Source organism: Austwickia chelonae NBRC 105200, assembly GCF_000298175.1.
GTDB classification, from domain to species: Bacteria; Actinomycetota; Actinomycetes; order Actinomycetales; family Dermatophilaceae; genus Austwickia; species Austwickia chelonae.
This window is the reverse complement of record NZ_BAGZ01000005.1, coordinates 255,895-277,083: the sequence shown is the minus strand read 5'-3', so window position 1 is coordinate 277,083 and position 21,189 is coordinate 255,895. Positions and strand designations below refer to the sequence as shown.

The following is a 21,189-nucleotide window of genomic DNA, read 5'->3' as shown; positions in this document are numbered from 1 at the left end:
TCGACTTGCCCGGGTCTCGACGCGGCCGGCCTCCTGGGAGGGGGCTTTTTCCATGTCAGAAGGTCGTACCCGGCGTCGGTGGCGACATGAGGTGTCGCACGCATCCGCACGAGCGAGCGAGGACGAAGAGCGATGAATGAGACCCCCTTCCGGTACACAGCCCAGCTGGCCGGTCAGATCGAGACGGCTTGGCAGGACCGATGGGAGGCGGAACACACCTTCCACGCTCCGAATCCGGCAGGACCATGGGCGGACCCTGACGGAGTGAACGGGCGGGACAAGCTCTTCGTGATGGACATGTTCCCCTATCCCTCCGGCGCAGGTCTGCACGTCGGCCACCCCCTGGGCTACATCGCGACGGATGTCTTCTCCCGTTACCAACGGATGACCGGCAAGAACGTGCTTCACTGCCTGGGCTATGACGCTTTCGGCCTCCCCGCTGAGCAGTACGCCGTGCAGACTGGGCAGCATCCTCGGATCACCACCGAGGAGAACATCGCCACGATGAAAAGGCAGCTGAGACGCCTGGGCCTGGGTCATGACGACCGCCGTTCCGTGTCGACCATCGATGAGGACTTCTACCGCTGGACGCAGTGGATCTTCCTCCAGGTGTACAACAGCTGGTACGACGAGCACGCTCCTCGCCGAACCGGGGAGGGCACCGGTCGGGCCCGCCCCATCACGGACTTGGTGGAGAAGTACGCCAGAGGGGAGCTCCCGACCCCGGACGGGCGAGCGTGGGCCGACCTGAGCGTCCAGGAGAGGAACGACCTCCTCGATGCGCGCCGCCTGGCCTATGTCTCCGCAGCGCCGGTGAACTGGTGCCCCGGGCTGGGAACGGTGCTCTCCAACGAGGAGGTCACCAACGAAGGGCGTTCCGAACGCGGCAATTTCCCGGTGTTCAAGCGGAACCTGTCGCAATGGATGATGCGGATCACCGCATATGCCGACCGTCTGGTCGACGACCTGGAGCGGATGGACTGGCCCGAGCCGGTCAAGTTGATGCAGCGCAACTGGATCGGACGCAGCAGCGGGGCGCAGGTCACCTTCCTCGCCGAGGCCGCCGACGGGCGCTCACTACCGATCGAGGTATTCACCACCCGGCCGGACACCCTGTTCGGTGCGACCTTCATGGTGCTGGCGCCGGAGCATCCTCTGGTGGATGAACTGACCCCGTCGGGTTCCTGGCCCGAAGGTACCCGCGAGATCTGGACAGGCGGGGCGCCTGGGCCGGTCGAGGCCGTAGCCGGTTACCGACTCGCCGCCTCCCGCAAGAGTGATGTCGAACGTCAGCTGGACAGCGATCAGAAGACTGGTGTCTTCACCGGCGCCTATGCTGTCAATCCGGTGGACGGCCGGCGGATTCCTGTCTTCATCGCCGATTACGTGTTGATGGGGTACGGCACCGGAGCAATCATGGCCGTGCCCGCCCACGACGAGCGGGACTTCGCTTATGCGCAGGCCTTCGAACTTCCGATCATCGACGTCGTCAGCCCGGTGGTCGATGGTGTCGCGGATCCGGCCTGGGCCGGTTCGACAGCTGCCGGAGCCGCATTCTGTGGTGACGGCGTGGCCGTGAACAGCAGCTGCGGGGATCTGACCGTCGACGGCCTGTCCGTGGGCGAAGCGAAGGCACGGACGATCTCGTGGTTGGAGGAGAAGGAGCTCGGCCACGGAACGGTGACCTACCGCCTGCGGGACTGGTTGTTCAGCCGCCAACGGTACTGGGGCGAGCCCTTCCCGATCGTCTACGACGAGGCCGGGCAGGCCCATGCGCTTCCCGAGTCGATGCTGCCGGTGCTGCTTCCGGAAGTTCCTGACTACAGCCCGAAGACTTTTGCCGCGGACGATGCCGATTCTTCCCCGGAGCCGCCGCTGTCCCGAGCTCAGGACTGGGTACACGTCGAGCTCGACCTGGGCGATGGACCTCGCCGCTATCGCAGAGAGACCAACACCATGCCCAACTGGGCTGGTTCCTGTTGGTACGAGCTGCGGTATCTCGACCCGGCCAATGACTCCGCGCTGGTCGATCCCGCGGTCGAGGAGTACTGGATGGGCCCGCGTTCGACGACGGTGGCCGGTGCTCCTGCCGGTGTCGTCGACCCCGGCGGCGTCGATCTGTACGTCGGAGGCGTCGAGCACGCCGTCCTGCACCTGCTGTACAGCAGGTTCTGGCACAAGGTCCTCTTCGACCTGGGGCATGTCCGCAGTGAAGAACCCTTCCGGAGACTGTTCAACCAGGGGTACATCCAGGCTTTCGCCTACACCGACGCCCGTGGACAGTATGTCCCCGCGGCAGAGGTGGAGGAGGTCCCGGCAACCGACGGCAGTGGTGAACCGTCCTACCGTTGGCAGGGTCAGCCGGTGAACCGTGAGTACGGGAAGATGGGCAAGTCACTGAAGAACGTGACCACCCCGGACGACATGTACGAACAGTACGGGGCGGACACCTTCCGGGTGTACGAGATGAGCATGGGTCCGCTCGAGGTCTCCCGGCCCTGGGAGACCCGTGCCGTGGTCGGCGCCCAACGTTTCCTCCAGCGGTTGTGGCGCAATGTGGTCGACGAGACCACCGGTGACCTCAGAGTCGTCGATCGCCCGATGGACGAGACGACAGCACGACTGGTCGCCCGCACCGCAGACGGGGTCGCCGCTGATTACGCCGGACTGCGATTCAACACCGCCATCGCCAAACTGATCGAGCTGAACAACGGTTTGACCAGGCTTGACGAGGTGCCCCGCGAAGCTGCTGAACAGCTCGTGCTGATGGTCGCCCCGGTTGCTCCGCACATCGCCGAGGAGCTGTGGGCCCGTCTGGGGTACGACGAGTCGCTGACCTTTGCGGCTTTCCCTGAAGCGGACCCGAAACTTCTGGTGGAGGACACGGTGACATGCGTGATCCAGATCCAGGGCAAGGTCCGTGAACGGGTTCAGGTACCCGCGCAGATCACCGCCGAGGAGCTCGAACAGCTTGCGCTGAGCACCGAGCGTATCTCCGGGATGCTGGAGGGCAAGACGGTGCGCAAGGTCATCGTGCGAGCACCTCAACTGGTCAATATCGTCGCCGGTTGACCGACCTGCACGGGTCGAATCACCGCCCTCACGGACATGTCGGTCTGCTTGCCGTAGCAAGCAGCACGGTAAGCAGGCCGACCGCCAGTCCGTTCCTCTACCTCGGCGGTGCGATGTCCACAACCTTCTAGGGAACGGCCTATCGATCCCCAGCAGAGATGCGGAAGCGCTCCGGAGGCAGTTCTTCTTGGCAGCCTGACGGCATGCGTTCGACCTCTCCTGCCCCGCCGCCCACAGATCGTGTCCTAGCCCTGGTCAGGCGGTCCAGGCCGGCCCAGACCGATGCCGCGGTGGAAACGGTCCTCCTCCCCAGGAGCGACTCCGAGAGTCTGCCTTCTGATGATCCGGACGTGCCAGGTCCGGACAGAACCCGACCAGGTCCGCGCACCCGGGATCACGAGCGTCTGCTGACACTTCCGCCCATGCTGCGGAATTGTCGGGTCAGACCGGCGTGGGGTGCGGTGTGGGGGTTGGTCGTCATCGGTCTTCTTGTGGCCGTGGTGATGGGGGTGCGGGTGTTCATGGCCTCGTCCTCCTCGGCGCCGACGCCGGTGGGATCATCGAACAGGAGCGGTGACTCCCGACAACAGCCAACCCCTGGGCCGAGTGGGCAGCCCAGATCGAATGCAGCGGATCCGACTCCGAGCCAAGGACGTTCGTCGGCAGCGACGGTGGTCGTCCACATCGTCGGTCAGGTGAAACGCCCCGGGGTGATCCGGACGACATCAGGCTCCAGGGTTGAAGAAGTGATCGCCGCATCCGGTGGACTGACCGCCCAGGCAGATACCCGTCAGGTGAATCTGGCCCGGGTCGTTACCGACGGAGAGCAACTGGTCGTACCTGCTCAAGGTGAAGCTGTTCCCCCTGCTCCGGCCGGAAATGCTCCAGGAGGGAAGCTCTCTTCCCAGCCCGCAGGCAAGGTCAATGTGAACTCCGCTGATGCCGCAGCTCTGGACGCACTGCCCGGAGTGGGCCCGGTGACTGCTCGGCGCATCGTGGAATGGCGCCAGGCTCACGGTCGGTTCACGTCCATGAAGGAACTGCAGGAGGTTCCCGGCATCGGACCGAAGCTGCTCGATCAGATCACTCCGCTCGTCACTCTCTGAGATGTCCTCCACACCTGCACAGGGCGTGCTCGATATGAGGCTGGTGGTACCGGCCGTCGCCGGATGGGTATCACTGGTCGTCATGCTGCCCCATCGCCCGATCACGGTCTGCGCAAGCGCCGGAGCTGCGGCATGCCTGGGCGCAGCAACCTGGTGGTGGCGCAGCGGCGGAAGATGGACGGCCCCGGTCACTGCGGCAGCGGTCGTCACCGCTGTGCTGCTGTCGGCCGGAGCTGCGGGAAGCATTGTCAGGGAGAGCGGAGGGTTGGCCGACCTGGCCGGTCAAAAAGCTGTGGTCACGCTTCAGGGCGCCTTGGTCACCGACCCGCGTCGGACGAACCAGTCGGGTGACGACGGCCCGGCGCGGTGGTCGGCCCGCGTTCAGGTCGACCAGGTGGAGGGCAGGGGGACGCGACGTCAGGTGAATGCCACCGTCCTGGTGATCGGCTCCACCCCGTGGGCCGAGCGTCGATGGCAGGAAAAAGTGCGTTTCACCGGGCGTCTGGCACCTGCCGAGCCCGGCCAGGACGTCGTCGCACTGGTCACTGCGCAAGGAACGGCAGAGGTGTTGGATGCCCCGGGCGTTATCGCCGACCTGGCTGAACACGTCCGTTCTTCGCTGCGTTCCGCGGCCGCAGCTCTTCCCGGGGATGCGCCGGGGCTCCTTCCCGGGTTGGTGATCGGTGACACCGGCCAGGCCTCGGAACGCCTGATCGCTGACATGAAGGTCACCGGGATGACTCATCTCTCTGCGGTGAGCGGGTCGAATGTGGCCATCGTGCTTGCCGCTGCGCTGGCTCTGGCCCGAGGCTGCCGTCTTCCTCGACGGTTCAGGCCTGCGGTCGCTGCGCTGCTCCTGGCCGGATTCGTGGTGATGGCCCGCCCTGAGCCCAGTGTGATCCGAGCTGCCGTCATGGGTGCTGTCGGCCTGATGGGGGTGCAGACCTCCCGGAAAGGCGGAGGCCTGCCTGCTCTGGGAGCCGCGATGGTGCTGCTCCTGCTGATCGATCCGTGGTTGGCCAGGTCATATGGTTTCGCGTTGAGTGTGACGGCAACAGCCGGTCTGCTCGTCTTCGCAGGGCCGTGGAGCAGGGCGATCGCCCGCCGGTTGCCCGACCGTCTGGCTTTTCTCGGTGAGATGGTGGCCATTCCGGTTGCTGCTCACCTGGCCTGTGCACCGTTGATCGTCCTGTTGTCCGGTTCGATCAGCATGATCGGAGTCGTCGCCAATATCGTGGCTGCTCCTCTGGTGGCCCCAGCCACTGTTCTGGGTGTGGCGGCGGCAGTTCTATCCTCTTTCCACGTCGGGGTCGGTTCGGTGGTTGCGTGGGCAGCTGCGATTCCGGTTCTGGGCATCGCCGAAGTGGCTCACAGATGCGCGCGGGTGCCTTTCGCTTCGATCCCCTGGCCGGGAGGTGTCGGCGGTGCGCTGCTCCTGGGCGGATTGACCGTGGCCGGTATCGCGATGCTGCCCTGGCTCCGAGAGTTCGGGACGCGACGTCCATCGATCGTGGTCGGCGTGCTGGTCCTGGTGGTGGCTGCGGTGTTCCCAGCCCGGATGGGGCCGTGGCCTCATCCGCAGTGGTCCTTCGTCGCCTGTGACGTGGGCCAGGGGGATGCCCTGGTCATTCGTTCGGGGGAGGGCTCCGCGGTCCTGGTCGACACGGGTCCGGTGGACAGCAGAGTGGGGGACTGCCTCACGGGACTGAGGGTCGAGCGTCTGGACGCAGTCGTCCTGACTCATCTGGATCGGGACCACAGCGGAAGTATCGACCAGGTGCTCAGGGACCGGGAGGTTGGTGAACTCCTGTTGGGTGTGGTCGATGAGCCTGAAGCAGAGTTCCGTCGGATCTCCGGGCTGGCCGCAGGACGAGGGCTACCTCTGCGTCGTCTTGCACCTGACGAACAGCTGACGTGGAGCAGAGCTCAGGCGCAGGTCCGATTGCCTGCGGTGCCCTTGGCATCCGGTTCGGTCACGAACAACAACTCGGTGGTGTTGGACGTCCGGGTGGACCGACTGAGGTTGTTGCTCCTGGCCGATGTCGAGCGGGAGGCGGGGACAGAGCTACGACGCAGGCTGAGCAGAGAGGGAGTGGGCGACCCTGTCGATGTGGTGAAGGTGGCCCATCACGGTTCGGCGAATCACGATCCGGAGTTGCTGGAGAAACTGGCGCCTCGATCTTTTGTGATCTCCGTGGGAGCCCGTAATACCTTCGGGCATCCGGCGCCGTCGTTGATGTCGACCCTGGCCAGGGTGGGCGCGCCGGTCTATCGGACAGATCAGGGCGGTGACATTCTGTTCTGCGTCGTGGAGGACGAACTCGCGGTGATGCGGCCCGGGGCGTGACCAGGGACAGAGGGATCAGACAGGCATGGACAGAGGTGCCATGCGCAGAAGTCGGGAGGCACTGTCCGACAGAGCCTGGATGGTGGCCTGGACCGCGGGCACCCGTGTGAGGTCCGGAGTGGTGACCGCCATCACGGTTCGCCTGGAGGGCGGGTCGATCGGCAGGATGTGTACGCCGGGATTGGAGGCGCTGCGCAGGATCAGGTCGGGGATGAGCGCGACTCCCAGCCCAGCGGCCACGAATCCGAGAACAGCGACGTAATCGTCAGTCTCGAAACTGACTTCGGGAGTGAAACCGGCTGTCGCGCAGACTTGGACCAGGTGTCCTCGGCAACGGGGGCATCCTGCGATCCAGGTGTCCTCGGTCAGTTGGGCGATATGCGCAACAGGTTCTTCGGCCAGAGGATGCCCGGTGGGCACGACAAGGCGTACCTCGTCCTCCAGGAGAACTTCGGTCTTGAAGAGCTCCAGGTCCTCTTCGCCTCGCCCCAGATCGGTCCCTTCGTAGGTGAAGGCTACGGCGATATCGCAGTCACCGGCACGTAACGCGGCCAAGGACTCGGGAGGTTCTGCCTCGGCGAACCGGACGTGGACGTCGGGATAACGCTCTCGGACGAGGGCAAGGGCTTGAGGGACCAGAGTGGCCGAGCTTGAAGGGAAGGCCATGAGTCGGACCCGACCTGCCCGGAGACCGGCGATTGCGGCAACCTCTTCTTCGGCTGATTCGAGTGCGGCCAGGACACCGACCGCGTGCCGGGAGAGTACCCGTCCGGCTTCGGTGAGTCGGACGCTGCGACCGACCCGTTCGACCAGCACCGTCCCGGTGCGTTGTTCGAGCCGACGAACCATCTGGGAGATGGCAGGTTGGGAGTATCCCAGCGCTGTTGCGGCGGCGGTGAAGCTACCTTCGTCGGCGATTGCTTTCATCACCCGTAAGCCGGCAGCATCGATCATGTCAAGAGGATAACTCAGCGTTATCGAGCATGGAGGATCATCGGTGACCTGGTCGGTGAGTGGCTCGGTCGGGTGCGCCTTCGCGTAGTGGGATTCAGATGCGGCGCAGAACAGCGGTGACCCGTCCCAGGATCACTGTGTCATCGGCGAGGATCGGGGCGTGGAGGTCGTTGTGGGGGAGCAGCCAGATATGCCCGTCACGCCGCCGGAAGGTCTTCACGGTGGTCTTTCCCTCCATCAGCGCAGCCACAACGTCCCCGTTCTCCGCCGACGGCTGTCGCCGGACCACCACCCAGTCGCCGTCACAGATGGCGGCGTCGACCATGGAGTCGCCGTCGACCTGGAGGAGGAAGAGCTCACCATCTCCCACCACCTGTCTGGGTAGAGGAAAAACATCCCGTGGTTCCTGTTCGGACGCGGTGGACGGGCACTCGGTGATGCCTTCCAGCAGGGGGACGTAGGCGGGTTTCGGACAGCCTCCCGGAGAGGGCGCGATGGCCTCGCACGGCGATCCGGGTCCTCGTACCGGGGACCTGGTTGGCCTACGGGGCAAGGAGGAGGGCGCGACATCGACGACTTCGACCGCGCGAGGACGGTTCTGGTCCCGTTTCAGATATCCCTTGCGTTCCAGGGTGGAGAGTTGGTGGGCGACGCTGCTGGGGCTCGTCAGCCCGACTGCCTCACCGATCTCGCGAAGGCTGGGCGGATATCCGCGCTGGTGGACAGAGGAACGGATGACCTCGAGGATGTCCTTCTGCCGCGTGGTGAGTTCGATCGTGCATCTGACCTGCGGTGTGCGACGGATCGGTGCCATGACCTTCTCCCTCGGCGTCATCGTCATCGGATCATCTGGCGCTGGGACGACCCGGTCTCCTCAGGGAGGAGGCCTCGGGAGCATGTCCTCCACGCCCGGTGCCGCACCGGTGTTCCCAGCGGAACATGTTACTGGTGTATGTCCAGAGAACTATCCGGTGGTTCAGGTCAGCTGCGCAGCCGGTTGCTCGCAGTGTGCACGGTGAGTTGCGGGAAGGACGTGTTCCTGGAGGAGATCCCGGGCAGCGTCGCCCACGGCCCGCCGTCGACCCGGTAGTTAGCGCCGAGAGCAACGGTCACCGAAGGGCTGTAGATGCCTGCGGTGCGATAGGCATGACGGATGTCACCCGTGGGGTACGGGCCGCCGACCGAGCGGGTCGGCCCGCTGGATTGCCCGTCCCCGAAGATGTATTCGATCTGTTGGAGAGTCACCGCGATGTCGATCCGATGACCCAGGAGATCTGCTGAATGGGTGCTCCCTGGTTGATGACCTTCTGGAGGCCATGACATCTGGAAATAGACCGGGAGGTTGATGAGACTCTGATTGTCCACCGGCTGCATTGAGGGCACGGGGGTGGCAAAAGAAAGATGTGTGAAGACACGTTGGATGTCTGCGACAGTGAGTTCTTTCCGTGGTGCTTCGCCGGTGATCTCCTCCGGTGCGCATGTGGCGCCGAGGTAGCTCCAGCTGTTCTCTCCCTGTCTCCTCATGTAGACCCGGGAGAGGTAACCCCGGCCGTTCTTCCGTTTGGCGCAGGGTTCGATAGCACCGAGGCAGAAGACGACTTCCGGGTTGGAGGGGGAGTTCTCCGGACAGCTCGGCACGTCACGGTATTCGACAGGCGGGGACCATTCTGCAGGCATCTCGGTTCCGGGCGCGGTCCGATTTCTCGGTGTGGCGGCCCGGCCAGGGGCGTGTCCTCCAGATCCGTTGACCACGGCTCCATCGCGGTCGACGGTGCCGTCGAAGTGTTCGCTGCCGGAGCCATCGGCGGCGTGTGCGGCGAAAGGTAGGCAGATCAGGAGGGCCGTGAACAGTGCTGTTCCCGTTTTCATGACTCGCTCGCACCGGGAAGGATCTTGATCGACTCGACCCGCCAGCTTTCTTCTGTCCATTGCAGATATGTCAGGTATTGGCGAGTCCCGGGGGTGCTCCATTGGCCGATCGTTCTACCGTTCCGGTCGACTTTCTGTGTTGCGCCGAATCTGACCTTCACCACGACTTGGGTATTCACCTGTGTTTTGCTCTTGTAGAGGACGCATTCGGTACTGAGGACATCGAGTTCCGGGCCGGACACATGTTGTTCTGCTTTTGCGAGTGTTGCGATGTCCTCGTCGAACCGGAGGCAGCTCTTGACACCGGGTAGACAGAGACGTGGGAGCTGCCCGGGGGCGGGATTTTCCAGTGCCCTGCTCACCGAGAGGAAGAAGTACCGTGCGAATTCTTCGGATCCCCGCTGATTCTCCTCCTTGGCGCCGGTGGGTAGGGCGGCGAGCACGTCGTAGCTCTCCGTGGTCGAGCTCACGGGGGCGGGCCTGTTCGAGGTCCGGCGGATGGCTGGGGGCTCACCGGTGCAGGCGGTGAGCGCTAGGCACAGAACGATGCCGGCGGCCCAGGCGGGGAGGGCTCGAGTGCAGCAGGTCTTCGTCCGCGGCCTCCTCGGGGTCCGCTCCGCAACTCGGCCCGGAGTGGGTGAGGCACCCTGGGAGGTCACAGCAGATCGCATATGTCTGTTTTGTCATGTTTCTGGTCGGTTGTCCAAGTGACCTGAGAGATGCTCAACATGTGACCAGGATCGACCCGGTGGAGCGACACGCCGGGCCGGGGCGCGTCTGAATTTTTCTTCGATGCAGGTTCCTCCCGGAGTGCGACGCTTCCTGCCAGCGCCGTTGGGGCGACCGGCGTCCGCGTGCTCATCCCGGACCCGGGGGCGCAAATGCGGCCAGCCGTGCACCCGGAAGCGCCCTTTGGTTGCAGAACCGCTATCTGACCTCGAGAAATGACACGGTCGGCCGATGAGTGAGGGCCGGTGCGCCACTCGGCCGATCCTGCGCGTCGAGTTTGGCGACCAAGGCCCTGCGGCCTTACGATCCCTACATCTAGTGGTGATCGACATGCTTCTTATCCACATGTAGTCCTCAGGCTATGGTGGCTTCTCCACAGTTTGTCCACAGGATCATCCACGGATCGCCCCTCGGCGAGGGGACTCACGGCACGGAAGCCAGCCGCGCATCCGGCCCACGACCGGGACCACCGAAAGGAGAGGCGCTTTGCACTGCCCGTTTTGTCGTCACACCGACAGTCGCGTGATCGACAGCCGGACATCTGATGACGGCACCGTCATCAGACGCCGCCGCCAGTGCCCTTCCTGCGAGCGCCGCTTCACCACCATCGAGACCGCCAGCTTGACCGTGCTCAAACGGTCCGGCGTGGGTGAACCGTTCAGCCGGGCGAAGATCGTCGCCGGTCTGCGGAAGGCCTGCCAGGGAAGGCCGGTCAACGAGGACGACCTGGCGCGTCTGGCCCAGCGGGTCGAGGAAACCGTACGAGCCCAGGGGCACGCCGAGATCGACGCCCATGAGATCGGTCTGGCCATCCTCCCTCCTCTTCGAGAACTGGACGAGGTCGCCTACCTGCGTTTCGCGTCCGTCTACCAGGCCTTCGACTCGCTCGAGGACTTCGAAGGAGCCATCGCTCTGCTGCGGGCAGAGAAAGTGCCCTCCGAAGACGCCTGACGCGTCATCACCGAACTTCGGATCGGCGACACCCCGCGCCGACCACCACAGCGAATCCGCACCATTCCGGACGGAAGGAACAGCCATGACGAAAACCACGGGCGCGCGCGCCCGAGCGGAAGGCAGCTCGGCGAAGGGCGTGCGCGTGGAGCGGATCTTCACCACTCCCGGAGTGCATCCCTACGAGGCGGTGACCTGGGAGCGGCGTGACGTCGTCCAGACCAACTGGAAGACCGGCGAGACCATCTTCGAGCAGCACGGAGTGGAATTCCCCGACTTCTGGTCGGTCAACGCCAGCACGATCGTCACCACGAAGTACTTCCGCGGTGCGGTGGGTACGCCTCAGCGTGAGTCCTCCCTGAAGACGTTGATCGATCGGGTCGTACTGACCTACGTGCTGGCGGGCAAGGAACACGGATACTTCGCCGACGACGAGGCCGCCGAGATCTTCGAACACGAGCTGACCTACTGTCTGCTCCACCAGATCTTCAGTTTCAACTCTCCGGTCTGGTTCAACGTCGGGACCTCCAGTCCGCAACAGGTCAGCGCCTGCTTCATCCTGTCCGTGGACGACTCCATGGAGTCGATTCTGAACTGGTACAAGGAAGAAGGATTCATCTTCAAGGGGGGTTCCGGTGCGGGCCTCAACCTCTCCCGGATCCGCTCCAGCAAGGAACTCCTGTCCTCCGGTGGCACGGCCTCTGGCCCGGTCAGTTTCATGCGCGGTGCGGACGCCTCCGCCGGGACCATCAAGTCCGGCGGAGCGACCCGGCGCGCGGCGAAGATGGTCGTCCTGGACATCGACCACCCCGACATCGAGGAGTTCGTCGAGACGAAGGCACGCGAGGAGCACAAGATCCGTGCTCTGCGCGACGCTGGTTTCGACATGGACCTGGGCGGTCGTGACATCGTCTCCGTCCAGTACCAGAACGCGAACAACTCCGTGCGGGTCTCCGACACCTTCATGAAGGCGGTGGAAGAAGGCGCAGCTTTCGGGCTGACCTCTCGGATGACCGGTGAGGTGATCGAAGAGATCGACGCCCGTGGCCTCTTCCGCAAGGTCGCCAAGGCGGCCTGGGAGTGCGCCGACCCCGGCATCCAGTACGACGACGCCATCAACTCCTGGCACACCAACCCGGAAGCCGGTCGGATCACGGCGAGCAACCCCTGCTCGGAATACATGTCCTTGGACAATTCCAGCTGCAACCTGGCCAGCCTCAACCTGCTGAAGTTCCTCCGGTCGGACGACACCTTCGACGCCGCGACCTTCGCGGAGGTGGTCGAACTCGTCATCACGGCGATGGACATCTCGATCTGTTTCGCCGACTTCCCGACCGAGTCGATCGGGAAGACGACGGTCGATTACCGTCAGCTCGGGATCGGGTACGCGAACCTGGGTGCGCTGCTCATGGCGACCGGGCACGGTTACGACTCCGAGGGCGGACGAAGCCTCGCCGCCGCGATCACCAGTCTGCTCACCGGAGCCGCCTACCGTCGCTCTGCCCAGATGGCCGGGATCGTCGGGCCGTACACCGGCTATGCCCGCGACGCCGAAGCTCACCAGAGGGTCATGCAGATGCACCGCTCCGCGAACGCGGAGATCCGCACCCTGGACGACATGGACCGAGGCATCCACGCCGAGGCCACCAAAGCCTGGGACGACGTGGTCGCGATCGGTGCCGAGCACGGTTTCCGGAACGCCCAGGCGTCCGTGCTGGCCCCCACCGGCACGATCGGCTTCATGATGGACTGCGACACCACCGGTATCGAGCCGGACTTCTCGCTGGTCAAGTTCAAGAAGCTGGTCGGCGGCGGGTCGATGCAGATCGTGAACCTGACCATCCCGCGGGCTCTGCGCAAGCTGGGATACCAGGAGGAACAGGTCGAGGCGATCGTCGAGTACATCGCCGATCACGGCCATGTCATCGACGCTCCTGGGTTGAAACCGGAACACTACGAGGTCTTCGACTGCGCCATGGGTGCACGGGCGATCTCCCCGATGGGCCATGTCCGCATGATGGCCGCTTGTCAGCCTTTCCTCTCCGGAGCCATCAGCAAGACGGTGAACCTGCCCGAGAGCGCCACCATCGAGGACATCGAGGATGTCTATCTGCAGGGCTGGAAGCTGGGCTTGAAAGCGCTGGCTGTCTACCGGGACAACTGCAAGGTGGGGCAGCCGCTGTCCGATGCCAAGGCCTCCAAGAAGGAGACCGTGGCCCCGGAGGAGAGCGTGCCCGTGGTGGAGAAGGTCATCGAGTACCGTCCGGTGCGTAAGCGTCTGCCCAAACGTCGGGAGTCGATGACGACCTCGTTCACCGTGGGTGGTGCTGAAGGCTATCTCACCGCGTCGACCTATCCCGACGGTGGGCTCGGTGAGATCTTCCTGAAGTTCGGCAAACAGGGGTCGACCCTGGCCGGCCTGATGGACGCCTTCTCCTTGGCGGTCTCGGTCGCGCTGCAGTACGGCGTGCCGCTGGAGACCTATGTGGAGAAGTTCACCAACTTGCGTTTCGAGCCTGCCGGGCTGACCGACGACCCGGACGTCCGCATGGCCCAGTCGATCATGGACTATGTCTTCCGTCGTCTGGCGCTGGACTACCTGGACTTCGAGTCGCGTTCCTTCATGGGCATCCACAGTGCGGAGGAACGGGCCCGTCAGTTGGAGACCGGATCCTACGCTCCGATCACCGACGCGGAGGAGGAGATCGAGGAGGAGATCGAGAACTTCTCCCAGAGCGCGGGGGAGAGTCTGCGCCGGGATCTCGCCCGCCGGGAGAACCGCAAGATCGAGGTCTCTTCGGACAGCGGAGCCGCCGCGGCCCGCGAGGTCGACGTGAAGATCCACAGCTCCGCCGAGCTCATGGAACAGTTCCAGGGCAAGGTCGCCGACGCCCCGATGTGCATGACCTGCGGGACGAAGATGCGTCCGGCAGGAAGCTGCTACGTCTGTGAAGGGTGCGGTAGCACCTCAGGGTGCAGCTGACCTCTGTGACGCACGGGGCACCGGTGGGGTGGTGACGACAGATCTGTCGTCACCACCCCACCGGCCTGTCGCAGCTCAGTCCTCGGAACCCCCTGCGGTGCGCGCCCCTTCGTGGGACCTGGCTATGCTGACCCTGGGCAGCGCAGCTCAGATGTTGTGCCGCCGTTGGATACGTCCGCGAAAGGTAGCGACATGGCGAACGATCGGTTGCCGGTCACCGAGGGTTGGCGCAATGCAGACCTGTACCTAGAACCTGCTCTGGACCGCGTCTGGACGGCGTTGCGAGATCCGCGGACGCCAGAACGTCTCACCCGGTATTACACTCCGGATGCCAATTTTGCAGGAGCCACATTCGTGGACGCCTGTCGGTCCGATCCGGAGAGCATCGACTGCGAGGACCTGCTTGCCGTCACTCTCCTCGACGTGAAGATCCCTCCGCGCGCGGTACGGGCGCTCCTCGAGCCCGGGCCCACCCGGGAGAAGATCAACGAACTGCTCTCGGTCGAGCGCCTCCCCGTGGACGCGAGACTGGAGGAGGCAACGCCCGAGACCCTGGCGAATATGGTCGAACTGTACGAGTACTTAAGGGAACTGGTTCCGCCGACCCGGGAACGTTACGAGGTGAACTGGGCCACGGCTGCGAAATTGTGCGCTCGTAAACGCCCTGACCTCTTCCCGGTACGCGACGAGGTCGTCTGCCGTTACCTACGGTTGTGGCCTTCGCGCTACCAGGTCGACTGGCAGGTCTTCGCCTGGGTGCTGGGGCATGACGACGTCCGTGAACACCTCACGCGACTCATCGAACGTACTGCGGAAGAACCAGGCACAGTCGTGCCGGATCCGAAGCATCTGCTGCGTCATCTCGATGTCGCGGTGTGGATGCACGCCCCGCACCGCTTCTGAGACGTCCTCGGTGGGCCCCCGACCCTTTCGTGGTTCGGGGCCCACCGAGGTGTCGCGGGGGCCTCCGGCAAGGACAGCTCAGCGGTCGGAGCGGTCGCCGCCCGAGGACGGTGGGTCGCTCTTCGTCGCCCGCACGCCGGGAATCCGCGGAAGGTTCGGCATGACGTGCACCTTACGGGCCCGCTCGGTCTCGGCTCGCCGAGCCCGTTGGCGAGAGCGCTCTTCTACGTCCAGATGGCGCAGAACCGCCTCGATGGAGGCCAGGACCGATCCTCTCAGGAGCCAGGCCGAAGGATTGTCCCGCCCGTCGACGAAGTACAGGTCGGTGAGGATGGCCCGGGTCTCCCGCAGGATCTCCAAGGTCTCGGCGAGTGCTTCTTCCGCCTCGTCCTGGCGTCCTTCTGCTTCGGCCACCACCAAGGTGCCGAAGGCGGCGATGGCATCGCCCATATCGATCAGCACGACGGAGAAAGCTCCACGGAGTTCGTCGTCATAGCCCACCCCGCGGGCCGAGGGGTGGCCTGCAGTGACGGGGAGTTCGTCCTCCAGGGACTGGAACATCGCCCGTAGGGACAGGATCGTGCGGTCCAAGGTGGATACTCCGCTGCGCAGGATGGGGACCACATCGGCACGGACCAGGGCGCGCGGGTTGAGGCGACGGTTCTCTTCGATCTGGGCCACCGATTCCGCGGCCGATTCGACCAGTGGCAGCAATGAATGGGTTTCGTGCAGCCAAGAGGTCACCCGTCGCCGGTCGAGCTGTTCGGCCATCTCCCTGCCGGAACGACGCACCGCTTCCGCGGTTTCCTCGGCGACCTCCAACAGGGCTTCCTCGGCGCTGTGCGGGGCCACCGAAGGCGGAAGCAACAAGGAGAAGGCCGCCCCCACGCCCGCGCCGATCAACGTGTTCAGGACCCTAGTCTCCGCTGCGATGTCATGGGCGTAGACGCCGAGGATCAACATGGCACTGATCGGGGCTTCCAGGAGGTTGTCCCCCAGGCGGAGGAGCGATCCGATCAACAGGGAGGCCGCGATCACCAGGCCCAGGCTCCACCACGACAGACCGACCCAGGCGGAGACGGCGATCGCCACGAGGACTCCGGTCAGGACGGACAGGATGCGGAAGACCCCCATCTTCAAGGTGGCGTACAGACTCGTCTGGACCACCAGGAGCGCGGTGAGCGGACCTGTCAGGTCGGTCAGTCCGGGATTCACTGCCACCGCCAGGAGATAGGCCAGGACCGCAGCCGAGGTCAGGCGGGACACCGTCCACAGGGTCGGTACCGAGCGTCTGCGCAGTCTTGACGGCTCCAGGGCCCGGAAGCGGCTCCGGGACAGGGCTTCCCGTAATGACCTGAGGTAAGCAGAGTGCACACGCGCAGGATGCCACGACCCTTGGAAGAATGCCCGCATGCCCACCATCGCTTTGTCCGTCGCCGACGAACAACGTCGTCGCGACTTCGTTCGGATGCGGCGCATCGCCACTTCCCTGTTGGTGATCGCCGCACTGATCTTCCTGGCCACTCTGCATCAGGGCGGATTCTGGGGTTATGTCAACGCGGCTGCTGAAGCCGCCATGGTCGGAGCGCTGGCCGACTGGTTCGCCGTGACAGCACTCTTCCGTCATCCCCTGGGGATCCCCATTCCGCACACAGCCCTGGTACCCAAGAAGAAAGACACCTTCGCCCGAGGCCTGGAGGACTTCGTCACCGGGAACTTCCTGACCGGTGAGGCCGCTCGCGAGCGTTTCATGTCGGCCGACGTGAGTCGGCGGCTCGGTGTCTGGCTCGACGACGAGGAGAACGCCCGCCGACTCGCCGACGAATCCGCGCAGGTCCTCTCGCACGCCCTGACCAGGGTCGAGGTCGAGGACCTGCGCACCCTGGTCGAGCACTCCGTCATTCCTCGGCTGGACGACGAACCGTTGAGCCCTGTGGCAGGTGCCTTGCTGGCCGAGATCGTCCGTGACGGCCTGCACCACTCCTTGGTGGACCTCCTGGTCATCGAGGCCCATGCCTGGCTGCGGGACAACCCGGAGACGTTCAATGCCATCGTCGGGGAGCGGGCGCCCGGATGGACTCCGGGATGGGTGAACGGCATGATCGCCGACCGGGCACACCTCGAAGCGGTCAGTTGGGTGTGCGCGGTCCGTGACGACCCGGATCATCGGATCCGTGCAGCCCTGGACGATCTGCTGAGCGACCTGGCACGTGACATGCAGCAGGACCCCGCCACGATGGAGCGTCTTGAGACGTTGAAGAGTCGACTGCTGACTCACCCTCAGACCTCCGATGCCGCACTGGCCATCGCAGAGGTGCTCCGCGCAGGCCTGCAACGTGCGTTGGAGGACCCGGAAGGGTTGCTGCGATCGAGGATCGCCAAAGAACTACGACGCTTGGGGGAGCGGTTGACCACGGAGGAAGACCTGCGGGAGCGGGTGGACGCCCGTGCGGGTGATGCCATCGCTTTCATGGTGGACAGCTACGGCGGGGAGCTTGCACCGATCATCTCCCAGGTGATCGCCCGATGGGACGGCCAGGAGGCAGCGGAGAAGATCGAACTGCACGTGGGGCGGGACCTGCAGTTCATCCGGATCAACGGCACGCTGGTCGGTGGCCTGGCGGGCCTGCTCATCCATACTTTCAGCCAGATGGTCGCCGGCTGAGCCCCGAGGGTCCTCTTGGCTGCGACGTGCAGCCGCAGCCAAGAGGACCTGGCCCGGCGAGGTTCAGACCCGGGCGCTTTCCGGCCCGTACATGTCCTCGATGAGATGTGCGAAGTGCTCTGCGACGATCCGGCGTTTCACCTTCAATGTGGGGGTGATCTCACCTGAGTCGACGCTCAGGTCCCCGGGGAGCAGCCGGAATTTCTGAATCTGCTCGTGCCGGGCCATCCCCTGGCCGGCAGCCGTCACTTTCTGTTCGTAGAGTGCTTGGACATCGGGGTGGTGGACCAGTGCGTTCCGATCACTGACGGGCCAGCCGCGGCTGTGTCCGATCTCTTCCAGACCTGCGAAGTTGGGCTGCAGCAGAGCGACCAGGTATTTGCGGTTGTCGCCGACGACCACGGCGGACTCGATCAGCGGGTCGGCGGAGAGGTGGTTCTCCAGCGGGGCCGGCGCGATGTTCTTTCCCTGAGCGGTGATGATCAGGTCCTTGAGTCGGTCGGTGACATACAGATAACCGTCCTCGTCGAGGTGGCCGATGTCGCCGGTGCGGAACCAGCCGTCGGTGAAGACCTCCTCGGTGAGTTCCGGTGCGTGCCAGTAACCGTTGAAGACGTTGGGTCCGCGGACGAGGATCTCTCCGTTGTCGGCGATCCGGACTTCGCAGCGTGGGATGGGGCGACCGACGGAACCGATGCGGACCTGGCCGACGGAGTTGCAGCTGACCATGGGTGCGGTCTCGGTGAGTCCGTACCCTTCGTAGACCTCGAGGTCTGCTGCCAGGAAGAATTCGATGACTTCGCGGCGCGTAGCTGCTCCACCACTGGCCATGAGTCGCTTGGGGCCGCCCACGGCGTCCCTGACCCGATGCAGGACGAGCCGATCGGCGATGGCATTCGCGGCGAGCAGATGCGCGGGGACACTCTTGCCTGCGCGTCGACGGGACTGGGTGGCGAAACCGGTGCGGACGGCCCAGTCGAAGACCTTCCGTTTCACTCCGGTGCCGGCCTGCTCGTGGGCGACGGCGTAGACCTTCTCGTAGAGGCGGGGGACCGAGCAGAAGGCGTCGGGTCGGATCTCGACCATCGCCTCGGCGACGGTCCGGGGGTTGGTGACGTAGATGTTCTCCATACCGTTGGCGAGGACGACGAGGGTCCAGCTGCGTTCGAAGACGTGGGACAGCGGCAGGAAACACATGCTGCGCAGGCCGGGGCTCAGATGGAAGCGTTCCTTCATGGCCAGGACCTCGGCGAGGATGTTGCCGTGGCTGAGGCAGACGCCCTTGGGTTCGCCGGTGGTGCCGGAGGTGTAGACGATCGTGGCCAGGGTGTCGTGCCCCATCGTTCGGAGGTGGGCTTCGACGGTGGAGGCCACCTCGGGGTCTGTGGGCTGGGCGAGCAGGTCGGCCAGGGTGCCGTCGATGAGTCCCGGGGGCGCGTTCTCCACGTCCTCGGCGGAGGTCGACAGGGAGAAGACTTTCTTCAGTTCGGGGAGTTCCTCTCGGACCGGGGCCAGTCGCCGGGCTTCGGCGGCGCTACCGACGAAGACGATGGCTGCTCCGGAGTCGGCGAGGATGTGCCGGACCTGCTCGGGACTGGACGTCTGGTAGATCGTCACCGTGATGGCGCCTGCAGTCATGATGCCCAGGTCGGCGAGCGTCCATTCGGGACTGTTGCCGGCGAAGACGGCCACTCGGTCGCCGGGGGCGATGCCTGCTCGGACGAGAGCGTTGGCGATATGCCGGGTCTGGTCCTTGAGTGCGGTGTAGGAGAGCCGTATCCACTGTTCGGAGCGTTTGACGCTGAGTGCGGTGCGGTGTCCGTGGTGCGAGGCAGACTCGTCGATCAGGCCGATCAGATGTGGGTGTTCCATGGGCCCTCCTTCGTGGTGAACCACCTTACGCCACCGTAACCTACTGGACCGTAACTTGGGTGTCCTGGAAAATGAATCCGCTTCGGCGACGAGTCGCCTGATCGCCTCACCTGTCTCCCACAGGCGCAGCGAGGCAAGAACACGATCGCGGACGGCATACGATCGAGCGAGCCCCGCGAAGCGGGGGCACACACACGGAGGACAGGAATGACGCACAAGCCCCGCCGCGTACGCAGCCTCGCGGCGGTCACGGTCGCAACCGGCCTGATCGCCGGTTGCAGCGCAGGATCGTCGCAGCCGGGTCCCGGCGGCGCCAACGGCTCGGGAGGAAACGGGCAGTCACTCACCGTCGGCATGGTTCTCCCGCCGGCTTCCCTCGACTTCACGAAGACCGACGGAGCCGCAATTCCCCAGGCCCTGCTCACCAACGTCTACGAAGGACTGGTCAAAGTCGACCAGAACGGGAGGATCGGTGCCGGACTCGCCCGCTCCTGGCGGGTCTCGCCCGACCGGCTCACCTACACCTTCGAACTGCGTGACGACGCCAAGTTCACCAATGGCGCAGCGTTCACCGCTGAAGACGTCAAGTTCTCCGTCGAACGTGCCAAGAAGGACTGGACGACTTCTGTCGCCAAGACGATGCAGATGGTCAAGGACGTCCGGGTCGCCGACCCCAAGACCGTGCAGATCTTCCTGAACAAACCCAGCAACGACTGGCTCTTCCGAATGGCGGCCACCAGGGTCGGCGCCATGTTCTCCCGCACCGGCGTCGGCGATCTCGCCAAGACACCGGTCGGCACCGGCCCGTACAAGGTCGAGAAATGGACCCCCGGGGACTCTCTGGTCCTCGCCCGCAACAAGGACTACTGGGGTGCCAAACCGCACCACGACAAAGTCACCTTCAAGTACATGGCCGACACCTCGGCCCTGAACAACGCCATGCTCACCGGAAGCATCGACGTGCTCTCCGTCGTCCAGCCGGATGCCGTCGACCGGTTCAAGGACACTGAGAAATATGTCACCGTCAACGGAACCACGAACAGTGAAGTAGTCCTGTCCTTCAACAACGCCCGCGGGCCTTTCGCGGACAAGGTGGTCCGCCAGGCTGCCCGCGCAGCCATCGATCGCAAGAGCCTGATCGAAAAATGCTGGGGCGGCAAAGGACAGACCATCGGCAGCATGGTCCCGCCCAGCGACCCGTGGTACGAAGACCTCACCACCATCGCGCCCTACGACCCGGCGAAGGCCAAGAACCTCCTGGCACAGGCCAAGATGCCCACCGTCACCATCCGGTTGAGACTGCCTGCCGTCCCCTACGCGGTGTCCTGCGGGCAGATCGTGAAGAGCCAACTCGAACAGGTCGGCTTCGTGGTCAAACTCGACCAGCTGGAATTCCCCGCGTGGCTCACCAACGTCCTGCAGAAGAGTGACTACGATGCGTCGATCGTGGCGCACGTCGAGCCCCGCGACCTCGCACAGGTCTACGGGAACCCCGACTACTACATCCACTACCGCAACCCTGCAGTCACCGCTGCGCTCGAAGCCGCCGACAGCGGCGACGAAGCCACACAGATCGCCAAGATGAAAGAGGCCGCTCGCATGATCGCCGAGGACTCCGCCTCCGACTGGCTCTTCCTCATGCCCAACCTCATGGTGGCCAAGAAAGGCATCGCCGGCCTACCCGAGAACCTGCTCAGCGAATCCTTCGACGTGACGGCCGTCACCCGTTCGTGACGAC

Annotated in this window: 14 protein-coding genes; 8 read left to right on the top strand and 6 right to left on the bottom strand. The window is 64.7% G+C overall.

Annotation, left to right across the window (positions count from 1 at the left end):
- Positions 1 to 132: 132 nt before the first annotated feature.
- The 3 genes from leuS (at position 133) to AUCHE_RS04460 (ending at position 6,525) form a co-directional block, all read left to right on the top strand.
- The gene (gene leuS, locus AUCHE_RS04470; protein WP_006502082.1) at positions 133 to 3,072 is read left to right on the top strand and encodes a leucine--tRNA ligase; all 2,940 of its coding nucleotides are present in this window, start codon (positions 133 to 135) and stop codon (positions 3,070 to 3,072) included.
- A gap of 422 nt (positions 3,073 to 3,494) precedes the next feature.
- Complete coding sequence (locus tag AUCHE_RS16505; RefSeq protein ID WP_074788440.1) at positions 3,495 to 4,178, top strand: helix-hairpin-helix domain-containing protein; 684 nt, start codon at positions 3,495 to 3,497, stop codon at positions 4,176 to 4,178.
- A gap of 1 nt (position 4,179) precedes the next feature.
- A complete protein-coding gene (locus AUCHE_RS04460) occupies positions 4,180 to 6,525 on the top strand; it encodes a ComEC/Rec2 family competence protein (RefSeq protein ID WP_074788439.1) in 2,346 nt (781 codons plus the stop codon).
- A gap of 15 nt (positions 6,526 to 6,540) precedes the next feature.
- Here AUCHE_RS04460 and AUCHE_RS04455 read toward each other — a convergent pair whose 3' ends face one another.
- The 4 genes from AUCHE_RS04455 to AUCHE_RS04440 form a co-directional block, all read right to left on the bottom strand.
- A complete protein-coding gene (locus tag AUCHE_RS04455; protein WP_006502079.1) occupies positions 6,541 to 7,479 on the bottom strand; it encodes a LysR family transcriptional regulator in 939 nt (312 codons plus the stop codon).
- Positions 7,480 to 7,573: 94 nt separating this feature from the next.
- Positions 7,574 to 8,293, bottom strand: a complete 720-nt coding sequence (lexA, locus tag AUCHE_RS04450; protein ID WP_006502078.1) for a transcriptional repressor LexA — start codon at positions 8,291 to 8,293, stop codon at positions 7,574 to 7,576.
- 167 nt (positions 8,294 to 8,460) lie between these two features.
- Entirely contained in the window at positions 8,461 to 9,348 is an 888-nt protein-coding gene (locus AUCHE_RS04445; protein WP_006502077.1) for a hypothetical protein, read from the bottom strand.
- Positions 9,345 to 9,818 (bottom strand): DUF6318 family protein, encoded by a 474-nt coding sequence (locus tag AUCHE_RS04440; protein ID WP_006502076.1) that lies wholly within the window; start codon positions 9,816 to 9,818, stop codon positions 9,345 to 9,347. The genes AUCHE_RS04445 and AUCHE_RS04440 overlap by 4 nt, the downstream gene beginning before the upstream one ends.
- Positions 9,819 to 10,563: 745 nt before the next feature.
- Between AUCHE_RS04440 and nrdR the strand changes: the two genes are divergently transcribed.
- The 3 genes from nrdR to AUCHE_RS04425 all read left to right on the top strand — a co-directional run bounded on the left by nrdR (position 10,564) and on the right by AUCHE_RS04425 (position 14,914).
- Positions 10,564 to 11,028, top strand: coding sequence for a transcriptional regulator NrdR (gene nrdR / locus AUCHE_RS04435; protein WP_006502075.1), 465 nt, complete (start codon positions 10,564 to 10,566; stop codon positions 11,026 to 11,028).
- 85 nt (positions 11,029 to 11,113) lie between these two features.
- A complete protein-coding gene (locus AUCHE_RS04430) occupies positions 11,114 to 14,011 on the top strand; it encodes a vitamin B12-dependent ribonucleotide reductase (RefSeq protein ID WP_006502074.1) in 2,898 nt (965 codons plus the stop codon).
- A gap of 192 nt (positions 14,012 to 14,203) precedes the next feature.
- Entirely contained in the window at positions 14,204 to 14,914 is a 711-nt protein-coding gene (locus AUCHE_RS04425) for a DUF6308 family protein (RefSeq protein WP_006502073.1), read from the top strand.
- Between the two features lie 78 nt (positions 14,915 to 14,992).
- On the opposite strand, the gene AUCHE_RS04420 is transcribed toward AUCHE_RS04425, so the two are convergent.
- Positions 14,993 to 16,180 carry an FUSC family protein gene (locus tag AUCHE_RS04420; protein WP_143114873.1) on the bottom strand — a complete coding sequence of 396 codons (1,188 nt, stop codon included), beginning with the start codon at positions 16,178 to 16,180 and terminating at the stop codon, positions 14,993 to 14,995.
- A gap of 145 nt (positions 16,181 to 16,325) precedes the next feature.
- Here AUCHE_RS04420 and AUCHE_RS04415 point away from each other — a divergent pair, with 145 nt between their 5' ends.
- Positions 16,326 to 17,579 (top strand): DUF445 domain-containing protein, encoded by a 1,254-nt coding sequence (locus tag AUCHE_RS04415; protein ID WP_006502071.1) that lies wholly within the window; start codon positions 16,326 to 16,328, stop codon positions 17,577 to 17,579.
- 63 nt (positions 17,580 to 17,642) lie between these two features.
- Here AUCHE_RS04415 and AUCHE_RS04410 read toward each other — a convergent pair whose 3' ends face one another.
- Positions 17,643 to 19,451: an AMP-dependent synthetase/ligase gene (locus AUCHE_RS04410; RefSeq protein ID WP_006502070.1), complete on the bottom strand. Its 1,809-nt coding sequence runs from the start codon at positions 19,449 to 19,451 to the stop codon at positions 17,643 to 17,645.
- Positions 19,452 to 19,658: 207 nt separating this feature from the next.
- On the opposite strand from AUCHE_RS04410, the gene AUCHE_RS04405 reads away from it, so the two are divergent.
- A complete protein-coding gene (locus tag AUCHE_RS04405; protein ID WP_006502069.1) occupies positions 19,659 to 21,185 on the top strand; it encodes an ABC transporter substrate-binding protein in 1,527 nt (508 codons plus the stop codon).
- Positions 21,186 to 21,189: the final 4 nt, after the last annotated feature.

Bases quoted from the DNA above. Each gene is read 5' to 3' on its own strand.
- AUCHE_RS16505 (WP_074788440.1), top strand. From the start codon at position 3,495: ATGCTGCGGAATTGTCGGGTCAGACCGGCGTGGGGTGCGGTGTGGGGG.
- lexA (WP_006502078.1), bottom strand. From the start codon at position 8,293: ATGGCACCGATCCGTCGCACACCGCAGGTCAGATGCACGATCGAACTC.
- AUCHE_RS04460 (WP_074788439.1), top strand. From the start codon at position 4,180: ATGTCCTCCACACCTGCACAGGGCGTGCTCGATATGAGGCTGGTGGTA.
- AUCHE_RS04415 (WP_006502071.1), top strand. From the start codon at position 16,326: ATGCCCACCATCGCTTTGTCCGTCGCCGACGAACAACGTCGTCGCGAC.
- AUCHE_RS04405 (WP_006502069.1), top strand. From the start codon at position 19,659: ATGACGCACAAGCCCCGCCGCGTACGCAGCCTCGCGGCGGTCACGGTC.
- leuS (WP_006502082.1), top strand. From the start codon at position 133: ATGAATGAGACCCCCTTCCGGTACACAGCCCAGCTGGCCGGTCAGATC.
- AUCHE_RS04430 (WP_006502074.1), top strand. From the start codon at position 11,114: ATGACGAAAACCACGGGCGCGCGCGCCCGAGCGGAAGGCAGCTCGGCG.
- AUCHE_RS04410 (WP_006502070.1), bottom strand. From the start codon at position 19,451: ATGGAACACCCACATCTGATCGGCCTGATCGACGAGTCTGCCTCGCAC.
- AUCHE_RS04455 (WP_006502079.1), bottom strand. From the start codon at position 7,479: ATGATCGATGCTGCCGGCTTACGGGTGATGAAAGCAATCGCCGACGAA.
- AUCHE_RS04445 (WP_006502077.1), bottom strand. From the start codon at position 9,348: ATGAAAACGGGAACAGCACTGTTCACGGCCCTCCTGATCTGCCTACCT.
- AUCHE_RS04425 (WP_006502073.1), top strand. From the start codon at position 14,204: ATGGCGAACGATCGGTTGCCGGTCACCGAGGGTTGGCGCAATGCAGAC.